This is a genomic window from Pseudomonas sp. NBRC 100443, assembly GCF_030268185.1.
Taxonomy (GTDB): domain Bacteria; phylum Pseudomonadota; class Gammaproteobacteria; order Pseudomonadales; family Pseudomonadaceae; genus Pseudomonas; species Pseudomonas citronellolis.
This window is the reverse complement of record NZ_BSQE01000017.1, coordinates 18,069-34,954: the sequence shown is the minus strand read 5'-3', so window position 1 is coordinate 34,954 and position 16,886 is coordinate 18,069. Positions and strand designations below refer to the sequence as shown.

At 68.9% G+C, this 16,886-nt stretch carries 17 protein-coding genes; 6 read left to right on the top strand and 11 right to left on the bottom strand.

The genetic code is table 11. The annotated features are described in order from the left end of the window. Positions 1 to 10 precede the first annotated feature (10 nt). Positions 11 to 1,411: an aminoacyl-tRNA deacylase and HDOD domain-containing protein gene (locus tag QSJ95_RS21215; protein WP_285645119.1), complete on the top strand. Its 1,401-nt coding sequence runs from the start codon at positions 11 to 13 to the stop codon at positions 1,409 to 1,411. A gap of 447 nt (positions 1,412 to 1,858) precedes the next feature. On the opposite strand, the gene QSJ95_RS21210 is transcribed toward QSJ95_RS21215, so the two are convergent. The 10 genes from QSJ95_RS21210 to glcD form a co-directional block, all read right to left on the bottom strand. Further along, positions 1,859 to 2,263 (bottom strand): helicase, encoded by a 405-nt coding sequence (locus QSJ95_RS21210; protein WP_285645118.1) that lies wholly within the window; start codon positions 2,261 to 2,263, stop codon positions 1,859 to 1,861. Positions 2,264 to 2,399: 136 nt separating this feature from the next. Beyond that, positions 2,400 to 2,672 (bottom strand): HU family DNA-binding protein, encoded by a 273-nt coding sequence (locus QSJ95_RS21205; RefSeq protein ID WP_009614168.1) that lies wholly within the window; start codon positions 2,670 to 2,672, stop codon positions 2,400 to 2,402. A gap of 197 nt (positions 2,673 to 2,869) precedes the next feature. Then, a complete protein-coding gene (locus QSJ95_RS21200) occupies positions 2,870 to 4,024 on the bottom strand; it encodes an NAD(P)/FAD-dependent oxidoreductase (RefSeq protein WP_285645115.1) in 1,155 nt (384 codons plus the stop codon). A 71-nt stretch (positions 4,025 to 4,095) separates the two neighbouring features. Beyond that, on the bottom strand, positions 4,096 to 4,263 hold the full coding sequence (locus QSJ95_RS21195; protein WP_009614171.1) for a rubredoxin: 168 nt from the start codon (positions 4,261 to 4,263) through the stop codon (positions 4,096 to 4,098). A gap of 174 nt (positions 4,264 to 4,437) precedes the next feature. Then, complete coding sequence (locus tag QSJ95_RS21190; RefSeq protein ID WP_009614173.1) at positions 4,438 to 4,605, bottom strand: rubredoxin; 168 nt, start codon at positions 4,603 to 4,605, stop codon at positions 4,438 to 4,440. A gap of 458 nt (positions 4,606 to 5,063) precedes the next feature. Then, positions 5,064 to 7,241, bottom strand: a complete 2,178-nt coding sequence (locus QSJ95_RS21185; RefSeq protein ID WP_285645113.1) for a malate synthase G — start codon at positions 7,239 to 7,241, stop codon at positions 5,064 to 5,066. A gap of 30 nt (positions 7,242 to 7,271) precedes the next feature. Then, complete coding sequence (locus QSJ95_RS21180) at positions 7,272 to 7,673, bottom strand: heme-binding protein (RefSeq protein ID WP_009614175.1); 402 nt, start codon at positions 7,671 to 7,673, stop codon at positions 7,272 to 7,274. Positions 7,674 to 7,677: 4 nt separating this feature from the next. Next, positions 7,678 to 8,904: a glycolate oxidase subunit GlcF gene (glcF, locus tag QSJ95_RS21175; protein WP_285645110.1), complete on the bottom strand. Its 1,227-nt coding sequence runs from the start codon at positions 8,902 to 8,904 to the stop codon at positions 7,678 to 7,680. Positions 8,905 to 8,917: 13 nt separating this feature from the next. Next, the gene (glcE, locus tag QSJ95_RS21170) at positions 8,918 to 9,997 is read right to left on the bottom strand and encodes a glycolate oxidase subunit GlcE (protein ID WP_069862993.1); all 1,080 of its coding nucleotides are present in this window, start codon (positions 9,995 to 9,997) and stop codon (positions 8,918 to 8,920) included. Next, the gene (gene glcD / locus QSJ95_RS21165) at positions 9,997 to 11,496 is read right to left on the bottom strand and encodes a glycolate oxidase subunit GlcD (protein ID WP_064584890.1); all 1,500 of its coding nucleotides are present in this window, start codon (positions 11,494 to 11,496) and stop codon (positions 9,997 to 9,999) included. The genes glcE and glcD overlap by 1 nt, the downstream gene beginning before the upstream one ends. 251 nt (positions 11,497 to 11,747) lie before the next feature. On the opposite strand from glcD, the gene glcC reads away from it, so the two are divergent. From glcC to ubiA, 3 genes are all read left to right on the top strand, one after another. Then, the gene (gene glcC / locus QSJ95_RS21160) at positions 11,748 to 12,521 is read left to right on the top strand and encodes a transcriptional regulator GlcC (RefSeq protein WP_009614181.1); all 774 of its coding nucleotides are present in this window, start codon (positions 11,748 to 11,750) and stop codon (positions 12,519 to 12,521) included. 85 nt (positions 12,522 to 12,606) lie between these two features. Continuing rightward, positions 12,607 to 13,164: a chorismate lyase gene (locus tag QSJ95_RS21155; protein ID WP_043314995.1), complete on the top strand. Its 558-nt coding sequence runs from the start codon at positions 12,607 to 12,609 to the stop codon at positions 13,162 to 13,164. A 28-nt stretch (positions 13,165 to 13,192) separates the two neighbouring features. Then, positions 13,193 to 14,083 (top strand): 4-hydroxybenzoate octaprenyltransferase, encoded by an 891-nt coding sequence (ubiA, locus tag QSJ95_RS21150; RefSeq protein ID WP_009614183.1) that lies wholly within the window; start codon positions 13,193 to 13,195, stop codon positions 14,081 to 14,083. A 97-nt stretch (positions 14,084 to 14,180) separates the two neighbouring features. Here the strand turns inward: ubiA and QSJ95_RS21145 are convergent, their stop codons facing one another. Then, entirely contained in the window at positions 14,181 to 14,546 is a 366-nt protein-coding gene (locus QSJ95_RS21145) for a COG4315 family predicted lipoprotein (RefSeq protein WP_058072120.1), read from the bottom strand. Positions 14,547 to 14,792: 246 nt separating this feature from the next. Between QSJ95_RS21145 and phoB the strand changes: the two genes are divergently transcribed. After that, on the top strand, positions 14,793 to 15,482 hold the full coding sequence (gene phoB, locus QSJ95_RS21140; RefSeq protein WP_009614187.1) for a phosphate regulon transcriptional regulator PhoB: 690 nt from the start codon (positions 14,793 to 14,795) through the stop codon (positions 15,480 to 15,482). 40 nt (positions 15,483 to 15,522) lie between these two features. Then, a complete protein-coding gene (phoR, locus tag QSJ95_RS21135; protein ID WP_285645109.1) occupies positions 15,523 to 16,818 on the top strand; it encodes a phosphate regulon sensor histidine kinase PhoR in 1,296 nt (431 codons plus the stop codon). The last annotated feature ends 68 nt before the right edge of the window (positions 16,819 to 16,886 follow it).

Here is a 16,886-nt window from a genome sequence, read left to right as displayed (position 1 = left end):
CACAAAGCCCATGAGCGAAGCCGCACTCGCCGAAGTCCTCCCCGCCCCGTCGGTCATCCTCCAGCTGCTCGACCGCCTCGGCGTGCCCTGCCGCGAGCTGCCCGACGACGACCAACTGCCCAGCGCCCGCCGCGTGCAGGCGAGCCTGCTGGAAGACTCGGTGGGCACCCTGCTGGTGCTCTTCCCGCAGAACCAGCTGCTGGACCTCAACCGCCTGACCGAGCTGACCGGGCGCAAGCTGCTGGCGATCAAGCCGGAGCGCCTGGAGCGCATGCTCGGCAAGCACCAGCTCAGCCGCCTGCCGGCGCTGCCGCCGCTGACCAGCTCGCCCTGCCTGTACGACGAGTGCCTGCTGCAGGAGCCGCAGCTGCTGATCGAATCCGGCAACCCCGGCACCCTGCTGGAGATCGCCACCAGCGACTTCCGCCAGGTGCTGGAGAAGGCCAGCGCGGCGCGCTTCGGCGTGTCCCTGGAGCAGATCCGGCCGAACCTCGACCGCCCCAACGACGATCGCGCCGAGATCACCCAGGCGGTGCAGGCCTTCACCGCGCGGCGCATCCAGCAGCGCCTGGAAGAGACCATCGAGATTCCGCCGCTGCCCAAGACCGCGCAGAAGATCATCAAGCTGCGGGTGGACCCCAACGCCACCGTGGACGACATCACCGGCGTGGTCGAGACCGACCCGGCGCTGGCCGCCCAGGTGGTCAGCTGGGCCGCCTCGCCCTACTACGCCGCGCCCGGCAAGATCCGCTCGGTGGAAGACGCCATCGTCCGCGTGCTGGGCTTCGACCTGGTGATCAACCTGGCCCTCGGCCTGGCCCTGGGCAAGACCCTGAGCCTGCCCAAGGACCAGCCGCAGCACGCCACGCCCTACTGGCAGCAGGCGATCTACACCGCCGCGGTGATCGAGGGCCTGACCCGCGCCGTGCCCCGCGCCGAGCGCCCGGAGGCCGGCCTGACCTACCTCGGCGGCCTGCTGCACAGCATCGGCTACCTGGTCCTGGCGCACATCTTCCCGCCGCACTTCTCGCTGATCTGCCGCCACCTGGAGGTCAACCCGCACGTGCCGCACAACCTCGTCGAGCAGCACCTGCTGGGCATCACCCGCGAGCAGATCGGCGCCTGGCTGATGCGCGCCTGGGACATGCCCGAGGAGATCTACACCGCGCTGCGCTTCCAGCACGACCCGGACTACGCCGGCCCCAATGCCGCCTACGCCAACCTGGTGTGCCTGGCCACCCGCCTGCTGCGCCAGAACGGCATCGGCAGCGGCCCGCAACAGGGCGTGCCGCAAGCCCTGCTCGACCGCCTGGACATCCCCCGGGAAAGGGCCGAGGACGCGGTGCGCAAGGTACTGGACGCCGAAGCCGTGCTACGCGAGCTGGCTTCGCAGATGAACAGCCCGCACTGATCTGGCTGCGGACAGACCTGTAGAAGCGCGCCCTCCGGCAAACACAAGACCCGTAGGATGGCGTTGAGCGAAGCGATACCCATCGCCACGACCGCATGGGTTTCGCCAAGGCTCAACCCATCCTACGAAAAGCGCCTTGGCGCAGCCGGCAAGACAGGGAATGCCGCGGGTGGCGCAGCGGATCTCATCCGCGATCCGCGCCGATATATGTCCGGCTATCGCGGACAAGGTCCGCTCCTACAGGGGGAATGCCATGCATCCCAGCGAACTGTAGGAGCGGGCCCTGCCCGCGATTTCGCGCGCAGGGCGCGCTCCTACATGGGGACGGTGTGGGTGGCGCAGCGTAGGAGCGGATCTCATCCGCGAATCGTGCCGATATGTCCGGCTATCGCGGACAAGGTCCGCTCCTACAGGGGGAATACCGTGCCTCGCGGGACAAGGGCAGCCTCAGGCCGCTTCCTTCTCCACCGCCTTGGCCGCGGCCTTCTTCTTCGGCTTGAGGTACTTCACCAGGCCCTGGAACCAGATCACCAGCGCCGGGTTGCCCTGGATCTGGATGTCCTTGCTCTGGATGCCCTGCATGAAGGCCAGTTGCGGGTTCTTCGAGGTCAAGGTGGCGAAGCCGTAGGCGCTGTCGCGGAAGCCGATGGCGAAGGCCGGCTGCGGGTGCACGCCGCGGCGGGCGCTGACGCGTTGGTCACGGACGATGTAGTGGCGGGCGACCTTGCCGTCCAGGCTGTGCAGCTGGAACACCAGGTCCTTGCCTTCGAGCTGCTGGCGGAAGGTCGGGTTGTCGCGCGAGGACTTGGCCATCATACGGCCGAGGAACCACAACAGAAGACGGAATTTCATGCACAGACCTCGGCGTTCGAGACAAATGACTGCGCATTGTAGCGATTAGCCGAAAGGACTACATCCGTACTTTCGAAGGGAAATGTAACGGCAGGAGTAGCCCGGAGCCGCTCTGGCTCCGGGGCTGGGAACAGCCTTAGTTGACGGCGTCCTTCAGGGCCTTGCCCGGCTTGAAGGCAACGGTGTTGCTGGCCTTGATCTTCACCGGCTGGCCGGTCTGCGGGTTCTTGCCGGTGCGGGCGCCACGGTGGCGCTGGATGAAGGTGCCGAAACCAACGAGGGTGACGCTGTCTTTGCGGTTCAGCGCGCCGGTGATCTCATCCAGCAGCGCGTTCAGCACCTTGTTGGCTTGTTCTTTGGTGAGGTCGGCCTTCTCGGCGATCGCGGCGGCGAGTTCTGGTTTACGCATAGATGCCTCTTTGACGGTTTGTTGTTTTTGTGTCCGTGCTGTCTTCCCAACAGCGCCTAAGGCACCGCGGCCCAGGCCCTACAGGCTCTAGGCTGCGGCAGACGGGGGGAGGATGGCACGCCGCAGGCTGGTACGCCAGTATCGTCTGACAATTTGCGGATACATTCCCACGACAGAAGCGCCATAACCGAGGACTTTCAAGCCAGAAGTGCCGGCAACTCCTTGTTCAGCGAGAGTTTTTCGCTGACTGCCGCGCCGGTCAGGGCGTATCCGAGCAAGCGACCGGCGGTATCCCGGCATAGCACCTTGAGGTCCGCGCCAGAGCCTTCCACGAGCCATTGGCCATCGCTGCCGCGGGGCGGCGGCGAGACCACCAGCGGGCACACCGGGGTCTTCACGGTGACCGGCATGGGGCCGTAGGACACTGCTGTCGGCTTGCCCGCCAGGGTCTGGGCCAGGGCGCGGGCGCAGCTCATCAGCGGCATCACGTAGAGCAGGTTGAGGCCGTCGACCTCGGCGCAGTCGCCCAGGGCGTAGATGTTGGCGTGGGAGGTGCGCAGCTCGCGGTTCACCACCACGCCGCGGTTGACCTCCAGGCCCGACTCGGCGGCCAGGTCGATGCGCGGGCGCAGGCCGACGGCCGAGACCACCAGGTCGCAGGGGATCGCCTGGCCATCCGACAGGTGCGCCTCCAGGCTCTCGCCGGCGCGCTCCAGGCGGTTGAGCACCGGGCCCAGGTGGAAGCGCACGCCCAGGCCTTCCAGGCCGGCCTGCACGGCCGCGGCGGCGGCGGGGTGCAGCAGGCCGGGCATGACCTGCTCGCAGGGAGCGACCACGTCGATCTGGTAGCCGCCGGCGGACAGGTCGTTGGCGAACTCGCAGCCGATCAGGCCGGCGCCCAGCAGCAGCACGCGGCGCTTGCCGGCGGCCGCGGCGCGGAAGCGCGCGTAGTCCTCCAGGTCGTTGATCGGGAAGATGGCGTCCAGGGCGTCGCCCTGCACCGGCACGCGGATCGTCTCGGCGCCCCAGGCCAGCACCAGGTCGCGGTACTCGACCTGCTCCTCGCCGATCCAGATGCGCTTGTGCCCCGGGTCGATGCCGGTGACGCGGGTGTGGGTGAGGATGCGCGCCTTCAGCTGCTCGGCCATGGCGCCGGGCTCGGCCATGGCCAGGCCGTCGGCGTCCTTGTTCTTGGAGAAGCCGGTGGAGAGCATCGGCTTGGAGTAGGAGCGGCCGTCGTCGGCGGTGATCAGCAGCAGCGGGCTTTGCGCGTCCAGCTTGCGCCATTCGCGCGCCAGGTTGTAGCCGGCCAGGCCGGTGCCGATGATCACCAGCGGTGCGTTCTCGCTCATTGGATTCTCCACATCGAACGGGACCGAGCGGCTTGGCCGGCTCGGTGGAATTCAGGGTTTCGCGGGGCCTGTCAGGCGATTTCGATCATTTCGAAGTCGATCTTGCCCACGCCGCAGTCGGGGCAGACCCAGTCGGCGGGAATGTCTTCCCAGCGGGTGCCGGGGGCGATGCCCTCCTCGGGCAGGCCGAGGGCCTCGTCGTAGATGAAGCCACAGACCACGCATTGCCATTTGCGCATCGTCGAACCTCCTGCGGGTTGCCAGGGCAACCTAGCGCACTTTTCCGCCCCCCGCCAAGGGCAGGGTTGCCGGCGCCCGGCGGCAGCCCGGCCAAGCGCGCGAAGCGCTCAAGCACGGGGCCGGACACGAAAACGGCGGCCACTGGCCGCCGCTCGCAGGGATGCCGGGACGGCTCAGCCGATTTCGATCATCTCGAAGTCCAGCTTGCCGACGCCGCAGTCCGGGCACAGCCAGTCCTCGGGCACGTCTTCCCAGCGGGTGCCCGCTGCGATGCCCTCTTCCGGCCAGCCTTGGGATTCGTCATAGATGAGTCCGCAGACTACGCATTGCCACTTTTTCATTGTCTACCCCTCGGGCGGGTTACCACGGTTGCGGCCGCACGCTAACGCAATTCCCGGCGTGCGCCAAGACGCCATCGAGCGGTTGGGCGGGCGTTGGGGGCCAACCAAAGATGGGTGGTGCGTGGGTGGGGGTTGGCTTTTCGTAGGAGCGGGCTTGCTCGCGAATGGTGTTCTGCCGGCTGGGTGTGCATTAGGGCGGCGGCAGGCGGCAGGCAAGAGCGTGAAGAGCCCCTCTCCCCAACCCTCTCCCGCAAGCGGGAGAGGGGGCTGGTCCGTGCCGAGAGAAAGAAGGTTTCAAATGGAAGCCTTCGGTGTTGCCGGCTGACTCCAGAGCATCCAAGCACGCCGAACGGTCCCCTCTCCCTTCAGGGAGAGGGAGCGGAGCCACCCCAAAACACCGGCATTTCAGGTGAGCACCGTTCGCGAGCAAGCTCGCTCCTACACCTACAGGGGCGAACTCAGTGTTGCGCCTTGTACCGCAAGCGCCAGGCATGCAGCAGCGGCTCGGTGTAGCCGCTGGGCTGCTCGCGCCCCTTGAACACCAGGTCGCTGGCCGCCTGGAAGGCCGCCGAACCCTGGTAGTCCGCAGCCATCGGGCAGTAGGCCGGATCCCCCGCGTTCTGCTGGTCGACCACCTTGGCCATGCGCTCCAGGGTCTCGCGCACCTGGGCCTCGCCGACCACGCCGTGGTGCAGCCAGTTGGCGATGTGCTGGCTGGAGATGCGCAGCGTTGCGCGGTCTTCCATCAGGCCGACGTCATGGATGTCCGGCACCTTGGAGCAGCCCACGCCCTGTTCGACCCAGCGCACCACGTAGCCGAGGATGCCCTGGCAGTTGTTGTCCAGCTCTTCCTGGCGCGCCTCGGCGCTCCAGTCGGCGGACGCGGCCACTGGAATCGTCAGCAGGTCGTCGAGCAGTTCGTCGCGCACGCTGGCCAGGTCGACCTTCTGCAACTCGCCCTGTACCGCCTGCACGTCCACCTGGTGGTAGTGCAGCGCGTGCAGGGTGGCGGCGGTGGGCGACGGCACCCAGGCGGTGGTGGCGCCGGATTTCGGGTGGCCGATCTTCTGTTCCAGCATGGCCGCCATCAGGTCCGGCATGGCCCACATGCCCTTGCCGATCTGCGCCCGGCCGCGCAGGCCGCAGGCCAGGCCGACCAGCACGTTGTTGCGCTCGTAGGCGGCGATCCACTTGGTGCCCTTCATGTCGCCCTTGCGCAGCATCGGGCCGGCTTCCATGGCGCTGTGCATTTCGTCGCCGGTACGGTCGAGGAAGCCGGTGTTGATGAACACCACCCGCGCGCCGGCGGCGCCTATGCAGGCCTGGAGGTTGACGCTGGTGCGCCGCTCCTCGTCCATGATGCCCATCTTCAGGGTGTTGCGCGGCAGGCCGAGGACGTCCTCGACGCGGCCGAACAGCTCGTCGGCGAAGGCCACTTCGGCCGGGCCGTGCATCTTCGGCTTGACGATGTAGACGCTGCCGGTGCGCGAGTTGCCCTTGCGCTGCAGGTCGTGGATGGCGACCAGGCCGGTCAGCACCGCGTCCATGATGCCCTCGGGGATTTCCGCGCCGCTTTCGTCGAGGATCGCCGGGGTGGTCATCAGGTGGCCGACGTTGCGGATGAACAGCAGCGAGCGGCCGTGCAGGGTCAGGCTGGAACCGTCGGCGGCGGTGTACTGGCGGTCCGGGCTCATGCGCCGGACGAAGCTCTGGCCACCCTTCTCCACCGCTTCGCTGAGGTCGCCCTTCATCAGGCCCAGCAGGTTGCGGTAGACCAGGGTCTTGTCCTCGGCATCCACCGCGGCCACCGAGTCCTCGCAGTCGAGGATGGTGCTCAGCGCAGCCTCGACCAGCACGTCCTTCACCCCGGCGGCGTCGGTCTGGCCGATGGGGCTGGTGGGGTCGATCTGGATCTCGAAGTGCAGGCCGTTGTTCTTCAGCAGCACGGCCTTGGGCGACAGCGGCTCGCCCTGGTAGCCGACGAATTTCGCCGGCTCGGCCAGGCCGCTGACGCTGCCGTCCTCCAGGGTCACGCGCAACTGGCCCTGCTCGATACGGTAGGCGCTGGCGTCGGCGTGGCTGCCCTGGGCCAGCGGCGCGGCCTGGTCGAGGAAGGCGCGGGCGAAGGCGATGACCTTCTCGCCGCGGCGCGGGTTGTAGCCCTTGCCCTTCTCGGCGCCGTCGTCCTCGCTGATGGCGTCGGTGCCGTAGAGCGCGTCGTACAGCGAGCCCCAGCGGGCGTTGGCGGCGTTCAGCGCGTAGCGGGCGTTCATCACCGGCACCACCAGCTGCGGGCCGGCCTGCTGGGTGATCTCGCTGTCGACGTTGGCAGTGCTGGCCTGCACCGAAGCCGGGGCCGGCAGCAGGTAGCCGATGGATTCGAGGAAGGCGCGGTAGGCCGGCATGTCCTGGATCGGGCCCGGGTGGGCGCGGTGCCAGTTGTCCAACTCGGTCTGCAGGCGGTCGCGCTCGGCGAGCAGCGCGCGGTTCTTCGGCGCCAGCTCGTGGACCAGGGCGTCGAAGCCCTTCCAGAAGGCCTCGGCCTGCACGCCGGTGCCCGGCAGGGCTTCTTCCTCGATGAAGCGTTGCAGCACGTCGGCGACCTGCAGGCGCTGGCGGGTGATTCGTTGGGTCATCGCAAGGTTCTCCTGTGTTTCGTCGAGTGCTTAGAGCGCGGCCACGCCGGCCTTGGCCACCTGGGCATCCTGCGCGGCCTGCACGCCGGAGACACCCACCGCGCCGATCACCTGGCCGTCATGGATGACCGGCACGCCGCCTTCCAGGGTGCCCTGCAGCACGGGGGCGGAGAGGAAGGCGGTGCGGCCGTTGTTGATCATTTCTTCGTACAGGCGCGTTTCGCGGCGGCCCAGGGCGGCGCTGCGGGCCTTCTCGGTGGCGATGTAGGCGCCGACCGGCGCACAGCCATCCAGGCGCTCCAGCGCCAGCGGGTGGCCGCCATCGTCCACGACCACGATGGCCACCGCCCATTGGTTGGCCTGGGCCTCGGCGCGGGCGGCGGCGAGGATGCGGGTGACTTCTTGCTGGGTGAGTACGGCTTTGCTTTGCATGGCGTCAGTTTCCGGTGCTGAGGGCGTGGTCGACCAGTTCGATCCAGTGTCGGACGGGGGTGCGTCCGGCGCCGTCGAGGTGGGTCTGGCAGCCGATGTTGGCGGTAGCGATCAGGTCGGGCCGACCGCTTTCCAGGGCGTCCAGCTTGTTGTCGCGCAGCTTGTGCGAGAGTTCCGGCTGGGTCAGTGAATAGGTGCCGGCCGAGCCGCAGCAGAGGTGGCTGTCCGGCACCGCGGTGAGGTTGAAGCCCAGGCGCTTGAGCACCGCCTCGACGGCGCCGCCGAGCTTCTGCGCGTGCTGCAGGGTGCAGGGGCAGTGGAAGGCGAGGGTCTGGTCGCAGTTCAGGCCGAGGCTTTCCAGCGGTTCGGCGCGGATCACTTCCACCAGGTCCTTGGCCAGTTCGCTGACGCGCCTGGCCTTGGCCGCGTACTGCGGGTCGTCGCGCAGCAGGTAGCCGTATTCCTTGACGAAGGCGCCGCAGCCGCTGGCCGTCTGCACGATAGCCTCGGCGCCGTTCTCGATGGCCGGCCACCAGGCGTCGATGTTGCGCCGGGCGCGCTCCAGGCCGGTGTCCTGGGCGTTGAGGTGGTAGTCCACGGCGCCGCAGCAGCCGGCCTGGGCCGCCGCGGTGATGCTGATACCGAGGCGGTCCAGCACCCGCGCGGTGGCCGAATTGGTGTTGGGCGACAGCGCCGGCTGCACGCAGCCTTCGAGCATCAGCACGCGGCGCTTGTGGCGCTGGGCCGGGCGCACGCCGGCCGGGGCGATGGCCCGCGGCAAGTGGCTGCGCAGGGCCACGGGAAGGATCGGCCGCAACGCCTCGCCGGTGTTCACCAGCGCCTTGAACAGCGCCGGGCGCGGCACTATGGCGCGCAGGCCGCCGCGCAGCAGGCGCTCGCCCAGCGGCCGCGGCACGCGCACTTCGATGGCGGCGCGGCCGATGTCCAGCAGCTTGTGGTACTCCACGCCGGAAGGGCAGGTGGTTTCGCAGTTGCGGCAGGTCAGGCAGCGGTCCAGGTGTTCCTGGGTCTTCTCGCTGACCTCATCCTGTTCGAGGAACTGCTTGATCAGGTAGATGCGCCCGCGCGGGCCGTCCAGCTCGTCGCCCAGCTCCTGGTAGGTCGGGCAGGTGGCGTTGCAGAAGCCGCAATGCACGCAGCTGCGCAGGATGCGTTCGGCTTCCTCGGCGTGGGCCAGGCGTTTGGCCGCTTCGCTCAGGTTGGTCTGCATAGGTCTATCCGCGTCAGAAGTCGGCGTACATGCGCCCGGAGTTGAAGATGCCCTGCGGGTCGAGCTGGCGCTTCAGCGAGCGGTGCAGCTTGAGCAGGGGCGCCGGCAGCGGGTGCAGCGGCTCGTCGACGTGGCCCGGGGTGAAGCAGCTGGCGTGGCCGCCGACGGCGCTCACGGCCTGGCGGATTTCCGTGGCGCTGGCCTCGGACTTCAGCCAGCGCTGCGCGCCGCCCCAGTCCAGCAGCTGCTCGCCGGGCAGCGCCAGCGGCGCGCTGAGCGCCGGCAGCGACAGGCGCCAGAGCGGCCGCGGGTCGCGGAAGAAGTCCAGGCGCTGTTCGCGCAGGTCGTCCCACCAGGCGTCATCCAGGGCGTCACCGCCGATGCGGTCGCAGGCGGCGCGCACCGAGCCCTCGTTGCCCTCGAAGCGCAGGTATAGGTGCTCGCCGTCATGGGCGGCAGCGCTCAACGGCAGCGGCTGCTGGCCCCACTCGCCGAGGCGCAGCAGGGCGCGCTCCAGGGGGATTGCCTGGCGCAGGCTGATGCGGCAGCGCGGCTTGGGCAGGACCTTGAACGAGGCCTCGGTGATCACGCCCAGGCAGCCGAAGCTGCCGGCCAGCAAGCGCGACAGGTCGTAGCCAGCGACGTTCTTCATCACCTCGCCGCCGAAGCGCAGGTGGGTGCCCAGGCCGCTGATCAGCCGGGTGCCGAGGACGAAGTCGCGCACCGCGCCAGCCCAGGGCCGGCGCGGGCCGGACAGCCCGGCGGCGAGCATGCCGCCGACCGTGGCGTTTTCGCCGAAGCAGGGCGCCTCGCAGGCGAGCATCTGCCCGGCGCTGTCCAGTGCGGCGTTCAGCTCGCGCAGCGGGGTGCCGGCGCGGGCGGTGATCACCAGTTCGGTGGGGTCGTAGGAGACGATGCCGGTGTGCCCGGCCACGTCCAGCGGGCGGGCCTCCACCCAGCGGCCGAGGAAGGCCTTGCTGGAGCCGCCGCGGATGGCCAGGGCGGTCTTTTCCGCCAGGGCCTGGCGCACCTGTTCGAGCAGTTCGGCGCTGCGGTCGTGGCCGGCCCGGGGATCGAAGTGCTGTTTGTCCATCAGAAGCGCTCCAGTTCCGGGAACGGCAATTGGCCATGGTGAATGTGCATGGCGCCGAATTCGGCGCAGCGGTGCAGGGTCGGGATGTTCTTGCCCGGGTTGAGCAGGCCCTGCGGGTCGAAAGCGGCCTTCACCGCGTGGAACAGCGTCAGCTCGTCGCTGTTGAACTGGGCGCACATCTGGTTGATCTTCTCGCGGCCCACGCCGTGCTCGCCGGTGATGCTGCCGCCCACCGCCACGCAGAGTTCGAGGATCTTCCCGCCCAGGGCTTCGGCGCGCTCCAGTTCGCCGGGGACGTTGGCATCGAAGAGGATCAGCGGGTGCATGTTGCCGTCGCCGGCGTGGAACACGTTGGCCACGCGCAGGCCGTACTCGTCGGACAGCTCGGCGATACCGTTGAGCACCCGCGGCAGCTCGCGGCGCGGGATGGTGCCGTCCATGCAGTAGTAGTCCGGGGAGATGCGCCCCACCGCCGGGAAGGCGTTCTTGCGCCCGGCCCAGAACTTGGCGCGTTCCTCCTCGTCGCGGGCCAGGCGCACGTCGGTGGCGCCGGCCTTGCGCAGCACGGCGTCGACGCGCTCGCAGTCCTCGTGCACGTCGGACTCCACGCCGTCCAGCTCGCACAGCAGGATGGCCGCGGCGTCCACCGGGTAGCCGGCGTGGATGAAGTCCTCGGCGGCGCGGATCGACAGGTTGTCCATCATCTCCAGGCCACCGGGGATGATGCCCTCGGCGATGATGTCGCCCACCGCGCGGCCGGCCTTCTCGACGTCGTCGAAGCTGGCCATCAGCACCTTGGCCACCTGCGGCTTGGGCAGCAGCTTGACGGTCACCTCGACCACCACGCCGAGCATGCCTTCGGAGCCGGTGAACAGCGCCAGCAGGTCGAAGCCGGGGCTGTCGAGGGCGTCGGAGCCGAGGGTCAGGCGCTCGCCGTCGACGGTGAGGATTTCCACCTTGAGCAGGTTGTGCACGGTCAGCCCGTACTTCAGGCAGTGCACGCCGCCGGCGTTCTCGGCGACGTTGCCGCCGATGGAACAGGCGATCTGCGAGGACGGGTCCGGCGCGTAGTACAGGCCGTGGGGCGCGGCGGCCAGGGAGATGGCCAGGTTGCGCACGCCGGGCTGCACCCGGGCGTAGCGGCCTTCGGGGTTCACTTCGAGGATGCGCTTGAAGCGCGCCATCACCAGCAGCACGCCCTGCTCCAGCGGCAGTGCGCCGCCGGACAGCCCGGTGCCGGCGCCGCGGGCGACCACCGGCACCTGCATGCGGTGGCACAGGCGCAGCAGGCTCTGCACCTGCTCGACGTGTTCGGGCAGCACCACCAGCATCGGCGTGCTGCGGTAGGCGGAGAGGCCGTCGCACTCGTAGGGGCGCAGGTCCTCGGCCTCGTGGAGGATCTCCAGGTCCGGCAGCGCGGCGCGCAGTTCGGCGAGCAGCGCGGCCTTGTCCACCTTCGGCAGTGCGCCGTCGAGGCGCTCATCGTAGAGGATGTTCATCGGGTCTCACATGGTGGTTTTTCTTATGGGTGGCGCCGCCCGGCGGGCCGGGTGGCTGCTGGACTGACGGGTCTCAGGTCGGCGCAGACTGGACCGCCGGGCGGGGCTGCGTCCAGTTGCCGCAGCACTGGTCCTACCAGTTTAGTCCCTGGACTTTCGGTCAAGACGCCGCTCAGCGGCCTTATCAAAGCGCTCAGGGTGTTCTACAGTGGCGCCAGGCATTCGAACTGGTAGGACCAGTTGGAGGACGAATGGAAGGCGAAAGCACGGCCACCCGCGCCCGGGTAGCCGACCAGGTGGCCGAGCGCATCGAGCGGCTGATCGTCGACGGCGTGCTCAAGGTCGGCCAGGCGCTGCCCTCGGAGCGGCGCCTGGTGGACAAGCTCGGCTGCTCGCGCTCGGCGCTGCGCGAGGGCCTGCGCATCCTCCGCGGGCGCGGCATCATCGACACCGAGCAGGGCCGCGGCTCCTTCGTCGCCGACCTCAGCCGGGCCAACGACGCCACGCCGCTGATGCATCTGTTCGCCTCGCAGCCGCGCACCCTCTACGACCTGCTGGAGGTGCGCGCCCTGCTGGAGGGCGAATCCGCGCGCCTGGCCGCGCTGCGCGCCACCGACGCCGACCTGATCCTGCTCAAGCGCCGCTACGAGGAGATGCTGCTGGCGCAGAGCGAGACGCCGCCGCCGGACCCGCGCGAACACGCCCGCCGCGACCACGCCTTCCACCGCGCCATCAGCGAGGCCTCGCACAACCCGGTGCTGGTGCACACCCTGCAGTCGCTCAGCGAACTGATGCTCAGCACCGTGTTCGCCTCGGTGAACAACCTCTACCACCGGCCGGTGCAGAAGCGGCAGATCGACCGCCAGCACACGCGCCTGTACAACGCCATCGCCGAGCGCCTGCCGGACCAGGCCCAGCGCGCCGCCCGCGAACATATCCACAGCATCCGCGACAACCTGCGCGAGATCGAGCAGGAGGAGCAGCGCCTGGTCCGCGCCACCATGCGCCTGCAGGGCTGGGAATGAGCCGCGGGCGGGGCTCGGGGCGATAGGTCGCAGGCTAACGATCGGCGTTCCGTGGTACCCTGCGGCGGTCCTACGTCAGCGTTGAATTCCCGTGTCCGACCTTTCCGTACCTCTGCCGAACTGGCTCAACGAAGACCAGTTGCCGGCCAACGTCGAGCCCGCCGTGCACGACTGGCTGTTCGACCAGGGCTCCCTGACCCGCCGCCTCACCGCCCTCGCCGAAGGCGCCTTCAGCGTCGAACCGCTGGCCGAAGGCTGGCAGGTGCTGCGCGACGACGAATGCAAGGCGCTGGGCGTGCCCAGCCACAGCCAGGGCTGGGTGCGCGAGGTCTACCTGCGCGGCCACGGCCAGCCGTGGGTCTTCGCCCGCAGCGTGGCGCCCCGCTCGGCCCTGGAGGCCTCGGGCTTCGACCTGGCGCAGCTCGGCAGCCGCTCCCTGGGCGAGCTGCTGTTCAGCGACAGCGCCTTCCGCCGCGACGTCATCGAGGTGTGCCTGTACCCCGCGCCCTTCCTGCCCCTGGAGGTGCGCCGCGCGCTGCTCTGGGGCCGCCGCTCGTGCTTCCGCCGCGAGCGCCTGGGCGTGCTGGTGGCCGAGGTGTTCCTGCCGCGCCTGTGGCGCGCAGCCGGAGTCGAGGCCGTATAATCCCTCCGGTCGACCGCCGGAGCCCGCCATGTTCGCCGCCCTGATCAAACCCCTCGCCCGCCTGCACCCCCGCGCCTGGGACTTCATCCTGCTGACGCGCATGGACAAGCCCATCGGCATCTACCTGCTGCTGTGGCCGACGCTGTGGGCGCTGTGGATGGCCAGCGGCGGCCTGCCCAGCCTGAAGAACCTGGTGATCTTCGTCCTCGGCACCGTGCTGATGCGCGCCGCCGGCTGCGTGATCAACGACTTCGCCGACCGCGACTTCGACGGCCACGTGGCGCGCACCAAGGCCCGCCCCCTGGCCACCGGCAAGATCAGCGTGAGCGAGGCCTGGATCGCCTTCTTCGCCCTGCTGGCCAGCAGCTTCGTGCTGGTGCTGTGCACCAACGAGCAGACCATCTGGCTGTCCTTCGGCGGCGCCGCCATCGCCGCGCTCTATCCCTTCATGAAGCGCTACACCTACTACCCGCAGGTGGTGCTGGGCGCGGCCTTCTCCTGGGGCATCCCCATGGCCTTCACCGCCGCCAGCGGCACCCTGCCGGCCGCGGCCTGGCTGCTGTTCTTCGCCAACGTGCTGTGGACGGTGGCCTACGACACCTACTACGCCATGACCGACCGCGAGGACGACCTGAAGATCGGGGTGAAATCCACCGCCATCCTCTTCGGCGACGCCGACCGGGTGATCAACCTGACGCTGCAGGGCCTGATGCTCCTGCTGCTGGTGCTGGCCGCCGGCAAGCTGCACATGGGCCTGTGGTTCTACGCCGGCCTGGCGGTGGCCGCCGGCTGCTTCGCCTGGGAATTCCACTCCACCCGCGACCGCGACCCGCAGGCCTGCTTCAAGGCATTCCTGCACAACCACTGGGCGGGCCTGGCGATCTTCGTCGGCACCGTGGTGGATTACGCGCTGCGCTGATCCGGGCGCCTACCCTACGGGCAAGAAACGGCTCCCTGTAGGAGCGCGCCCTGCGCGCGAATCGCGGGCAGGGCCCGCTACACGGATCCCTTCCGTATCACGGCTTGGCGATGTGCCAGGCGTTCATCTTGCCGTCGCCCTTCACTTCGCCCGCGGCCTTGTCCTGGACGAAGGTGTACAGCGGCTTGCCCTTGTAGGCCCATTGCTGGGTGCCGTCGTCGCGGGTGATCACGCTCCAGTCGCCGCTGGCCATGGCGCCGGTCTCGGCGGCCAGGGGCGGCCAGTTCTGCGCGCACTTGTCGTTGCACACCGACTTGCCGCCGCTGTCCTTGTCGAAGGTGTACAGCGTCATGCCCTTGGCATCGACCAGCATGCCGTTCTTGGTCATCGCCGGTTCCGCTGCCTGCGCGGCCAGGGCCGGCAGCGCCAGGCCCAGGGCCAGCGCCAGGTGTTTGCAGTTCATCGTGAATCTCCTCTTCTGAGGTAGGACTCGCAAGGAAGGCGCGGCGGGAACGGCGGCAGGTCGGGCAGGCCGTCACAACGGCCCCGGTGGCGCGCATGGGGCCGCCCGGAACAGGGCGGTCACGACAGCATAGTAGAGCGCCCCGTTCCCCGCCGGGCGCCTGCCTCGGCTAACATGCCCGCGTCACATCGCTGTAATAATTCCGTTATCTAATGCGGCGCAGTACAGAATTCCCGAGGCAAGACCATGGTTGGCAAGACAATCCTCATCGTTGACGACGAAGCGCCGATCCGCGAGATGATCGCCGTGGCCCTGGAGATGGCCGGCTACGAATGCCTGGAGGCGGAGAACGCCCAGCAGGCCCACGCCACCATCGTCGACCGCAAGCCGGACCTGATCCTGCTCGACTGGATGCTGCCGGGCACCTCCGGCATCGAGCTGGCGCGGCGCCTGAAGCGCGACGAGATGACCCAGGGCATCCCGATCATCATGCTCACCGCCAAGGGCGAGGAGGACAACAAGATCCAGGGCCTGGAAGTCGGCGCCGACGACTACATCACCAAGCCCTTCTCGCCGCGCGAGCTGGTGGCCCGCCTGAAGGCCGTGCTACGCCGCACCGGCGCCGGCGACAGCGAGACGCCGATCGAGGTCGGCGGCCTGCTGCTCGACCCCATCAGCCACCGCGTCACCATCGACGGCAAGCCGGCCGAGATGGGCCCCACCGAGTACCGCCTGCTGCAGTTCTTCATGACCCACCAGGAGCGCGCCTACACCCGCGGCCAGTTGCTGGACCAGGTGTGGGGCGGCAACGTCTACGTGGAGGAACGCACCGTCGACGTGCACATCCGCCGCCTGCGCAAGGCCCTGGGCGAGGTCTACGAGAACCTGGTGCAGACGGTCCGCGGAACCGGCTATCGTTTCTCCACCAAGAGCTGACCGCGCCCCCCGCGCCTGATATTCACAAGGAAAGGACCTGGTGAACCAAGACTGGCGTGGCGCCCTGATCCGCCATCTGCTGTTGTTGATAGTCGCCGCCGCGCTGATCGGCGCGGTGAGCGGGCAATACGGTTGGACCCTGGCAGGCTGCCTGGGCGTCTACCTCGGCTGGACCCTCTGGCAGGTGCTGCGCCTGCACAAATGGCTGAAGAACCACCGCGAGGACGAACCGCCGCCGGACGGCTACGGCCTGTGGGGCGAGGTGTTCGACAGCATCTACCACCTGCAGCGGCGCAACCAGCGCGCCCGCGGGCGCCTGCAGGCGGTGATCGACCGCATGCAGGAATCCACCGCGGCGCTGCGCGATGCGGTGGTCATGCTCGACGCCGACGGCAACCTGGAATGGTGGAACCTCGCCGCCGAACGCCTGCTCGGCCTGAAGAGCCCGCAGGACGGCGGCCAGGCGGTGACCAACCTGATCCGCAACCCGCGCTTCAAGGAATACTTCGCCCGCGGCGACTACCAGGAGCCGCTGGACATGCCCTCGCCGGTGGACGACAAGCTGCTGCTGCAGTTCCAGATCACCCTCTACGGCAACGGCGAGCACCTGATGCTGGTCCGCGACGTGACCCGCGTGCAGCGCCTGGAGCAGATGCGCAAGGACTTCGTCGCCAACGTCTCCCACGAGCTGCGCACGCCGCTGACGGTGATCGCCGGCTACCTGGAGACCTTCCTCGACAACGCCGAGAACATCAACCCGCGCTGGGCCCGCGCCCTGCAGCAGATGCAGCAGCAGGCCGCGCGCATGCAGGGCCTGCTCAACGACCTGCTGCTGCTGGCCAAGCTGGAAGCCACCGACTACCCGGCGGACAACAAGCCGGTGGCGGTGGACCTGATGCTGCTGGCCATCCGCAACGACGCCCAGGCGCTGTCCGGCGCCCGCGAGCACCGCATCAGCCTGGAGGCCGACCCCAGGGTGAAGCTCAAGGGCAGCGAGGCCGAGCTGCGCAGCGCCTTCTCCAACCTGGTGTTCAACGCGGTCAAGTACACCCCCGAGGGCGGCGAAATCCGCATCCGCTGGTGGGGCGACGAGCAGGGCGCGCACCTGTCGGTGCAGGACAGCGGCATCGGCATCGACCCCAAGCACCTGCCGCGCCTGACCGAGCGCTTCTACCGCGTGGACTCCAGCCGCAACGCCAGCACCGGCGGCACCGGCCTGGGCCTGGCCATCGTCAAGCACGTGCTGATCCGCCACCGCGCCACCCTGGACATCAGCAGCGTGCCGGGCAAGGGCAGCAGCTTCGTCTGCCACTTCCCGCGGCAGCAGGTCGCCTGAACCAAGGTCATCTTGCCAGCGCCGCACGCTGCCGCCATGCTTACCCGCTCATTCATCAGCCAACAGAA

What these genes read in the sequence shown, in the direction of transcription:
- QSJ95_RS21200 (WP_285645115.1), bottom strand. Translation starts at nt 4,024, where the DNA reads ATGAGCGAGAACGCACCGCTGGTGATCATCGGCACCGGCCTGGCCGGC.
- glcD (WP_064584890.1), bottom strand. Translation starts at nt 11,496, where the DNA reads ATGAACATCCTCTACGATGAGCGCCTCGACGGCGCACTGCCGAAGGTG.
- QSJ95_RS21180 (WP_009614175.1), bottom strand. Translation starts at nt 7,673, where the DNA reads ATGCAAAGCAAAGCCGTACTCACCCAGCAAGAAGTCACCCGCATCCTC.
- QSJ95_RS21190 (WP_009614173.1), bottom strand. Translation starts at nt 4,605, where the DNA reads ATGAAAAAGTGGCAATGCGTAGTCTGCGGACTCATCTATGACGAATCC.
- QSJ95_RS21205 (WP_009614168.1), bottom strand. Translation starts at nt 2,672, where the DNA reads ATGCGTAAACCAGAACTCGCCGCCGCGATCGCCGAGAAGGCCGACCTC.
- ubiA (WP_009614183.1), top strand. Translation starts at nt 13,193, where the DNA reads ATGTTCGCCGCCCTGATCAAACCCCTCGCCCGCCTGCACCCCCGCGCC.
- QSJ95_RS21210 (WP_285645118.1), bottom strand. Translation starts at nt 2,263, where the DNA reads ATGAAATTCCGTCTTCTGTTGTGGTTCCTCGGCCGTATGATGGCCAAG.
- glcC (WP_009614181.1), top strand. Translation starts at nt 11,748, where the DNA reads ATGGAAGGCGAAAGCACGGCCACCCGCGCCCGGGTAGCCGACCAGGTG.
- glcE (WP_069862993.1), bottom strand. Translation starts at nt 9,997, where the DNA reads ATGGACAAACAGCACTTCGATCCCCGGGCCGGCCACGACCGCAGCGCC.
- QSJ95_RS21185 (WP_285645113.1), bottom strand. Translation starts at nt 7,241, where the DNA reads ATGACCCAACGAATCACCCGCCAGCGCCTGCAGGTCGCCGACGTGCTG.
- glcF (WP_285645110.1), bottom strand. Translation starts at nt 8,904, where the DNA reads ATGCAGACCAACCTGAGCGAAGCGGCCAAACGCCTGGCCCACGCCGAG.
- QSJ95_RS21215 (WP_285645119.1), top strand. Translation starts at nt 11, where the DNA reads ATGAGCGAAGCCGCACTCGCCGAAGTCCTCCCCGCCCCGTCGGTCATC.
- phoB (WP_009614187.1), top strand. Translation starts at nt 14,793, where the DNA reads ATGGTTGGCAAGACAATCCTCATCGTTGACGACGAAGCGCCGATCCGC.
- QSJ95_RS21145 (WP_058072120.1), bottom strand. Translation starts at nt 14,546, where the DNA reads ATGAACTGCAAACACCTGGCGCTGGCCCTGGGCCTGGCGCTGCCGGCC.
- QSJ95_RS21195 (WP_009614171.1), bottom strand. Translation starts at nt 4,263, where the DNA reads ATGCGCAAATGGCAATGCGTGGTCTGTGGCTTCATCTACGACGAGGCC.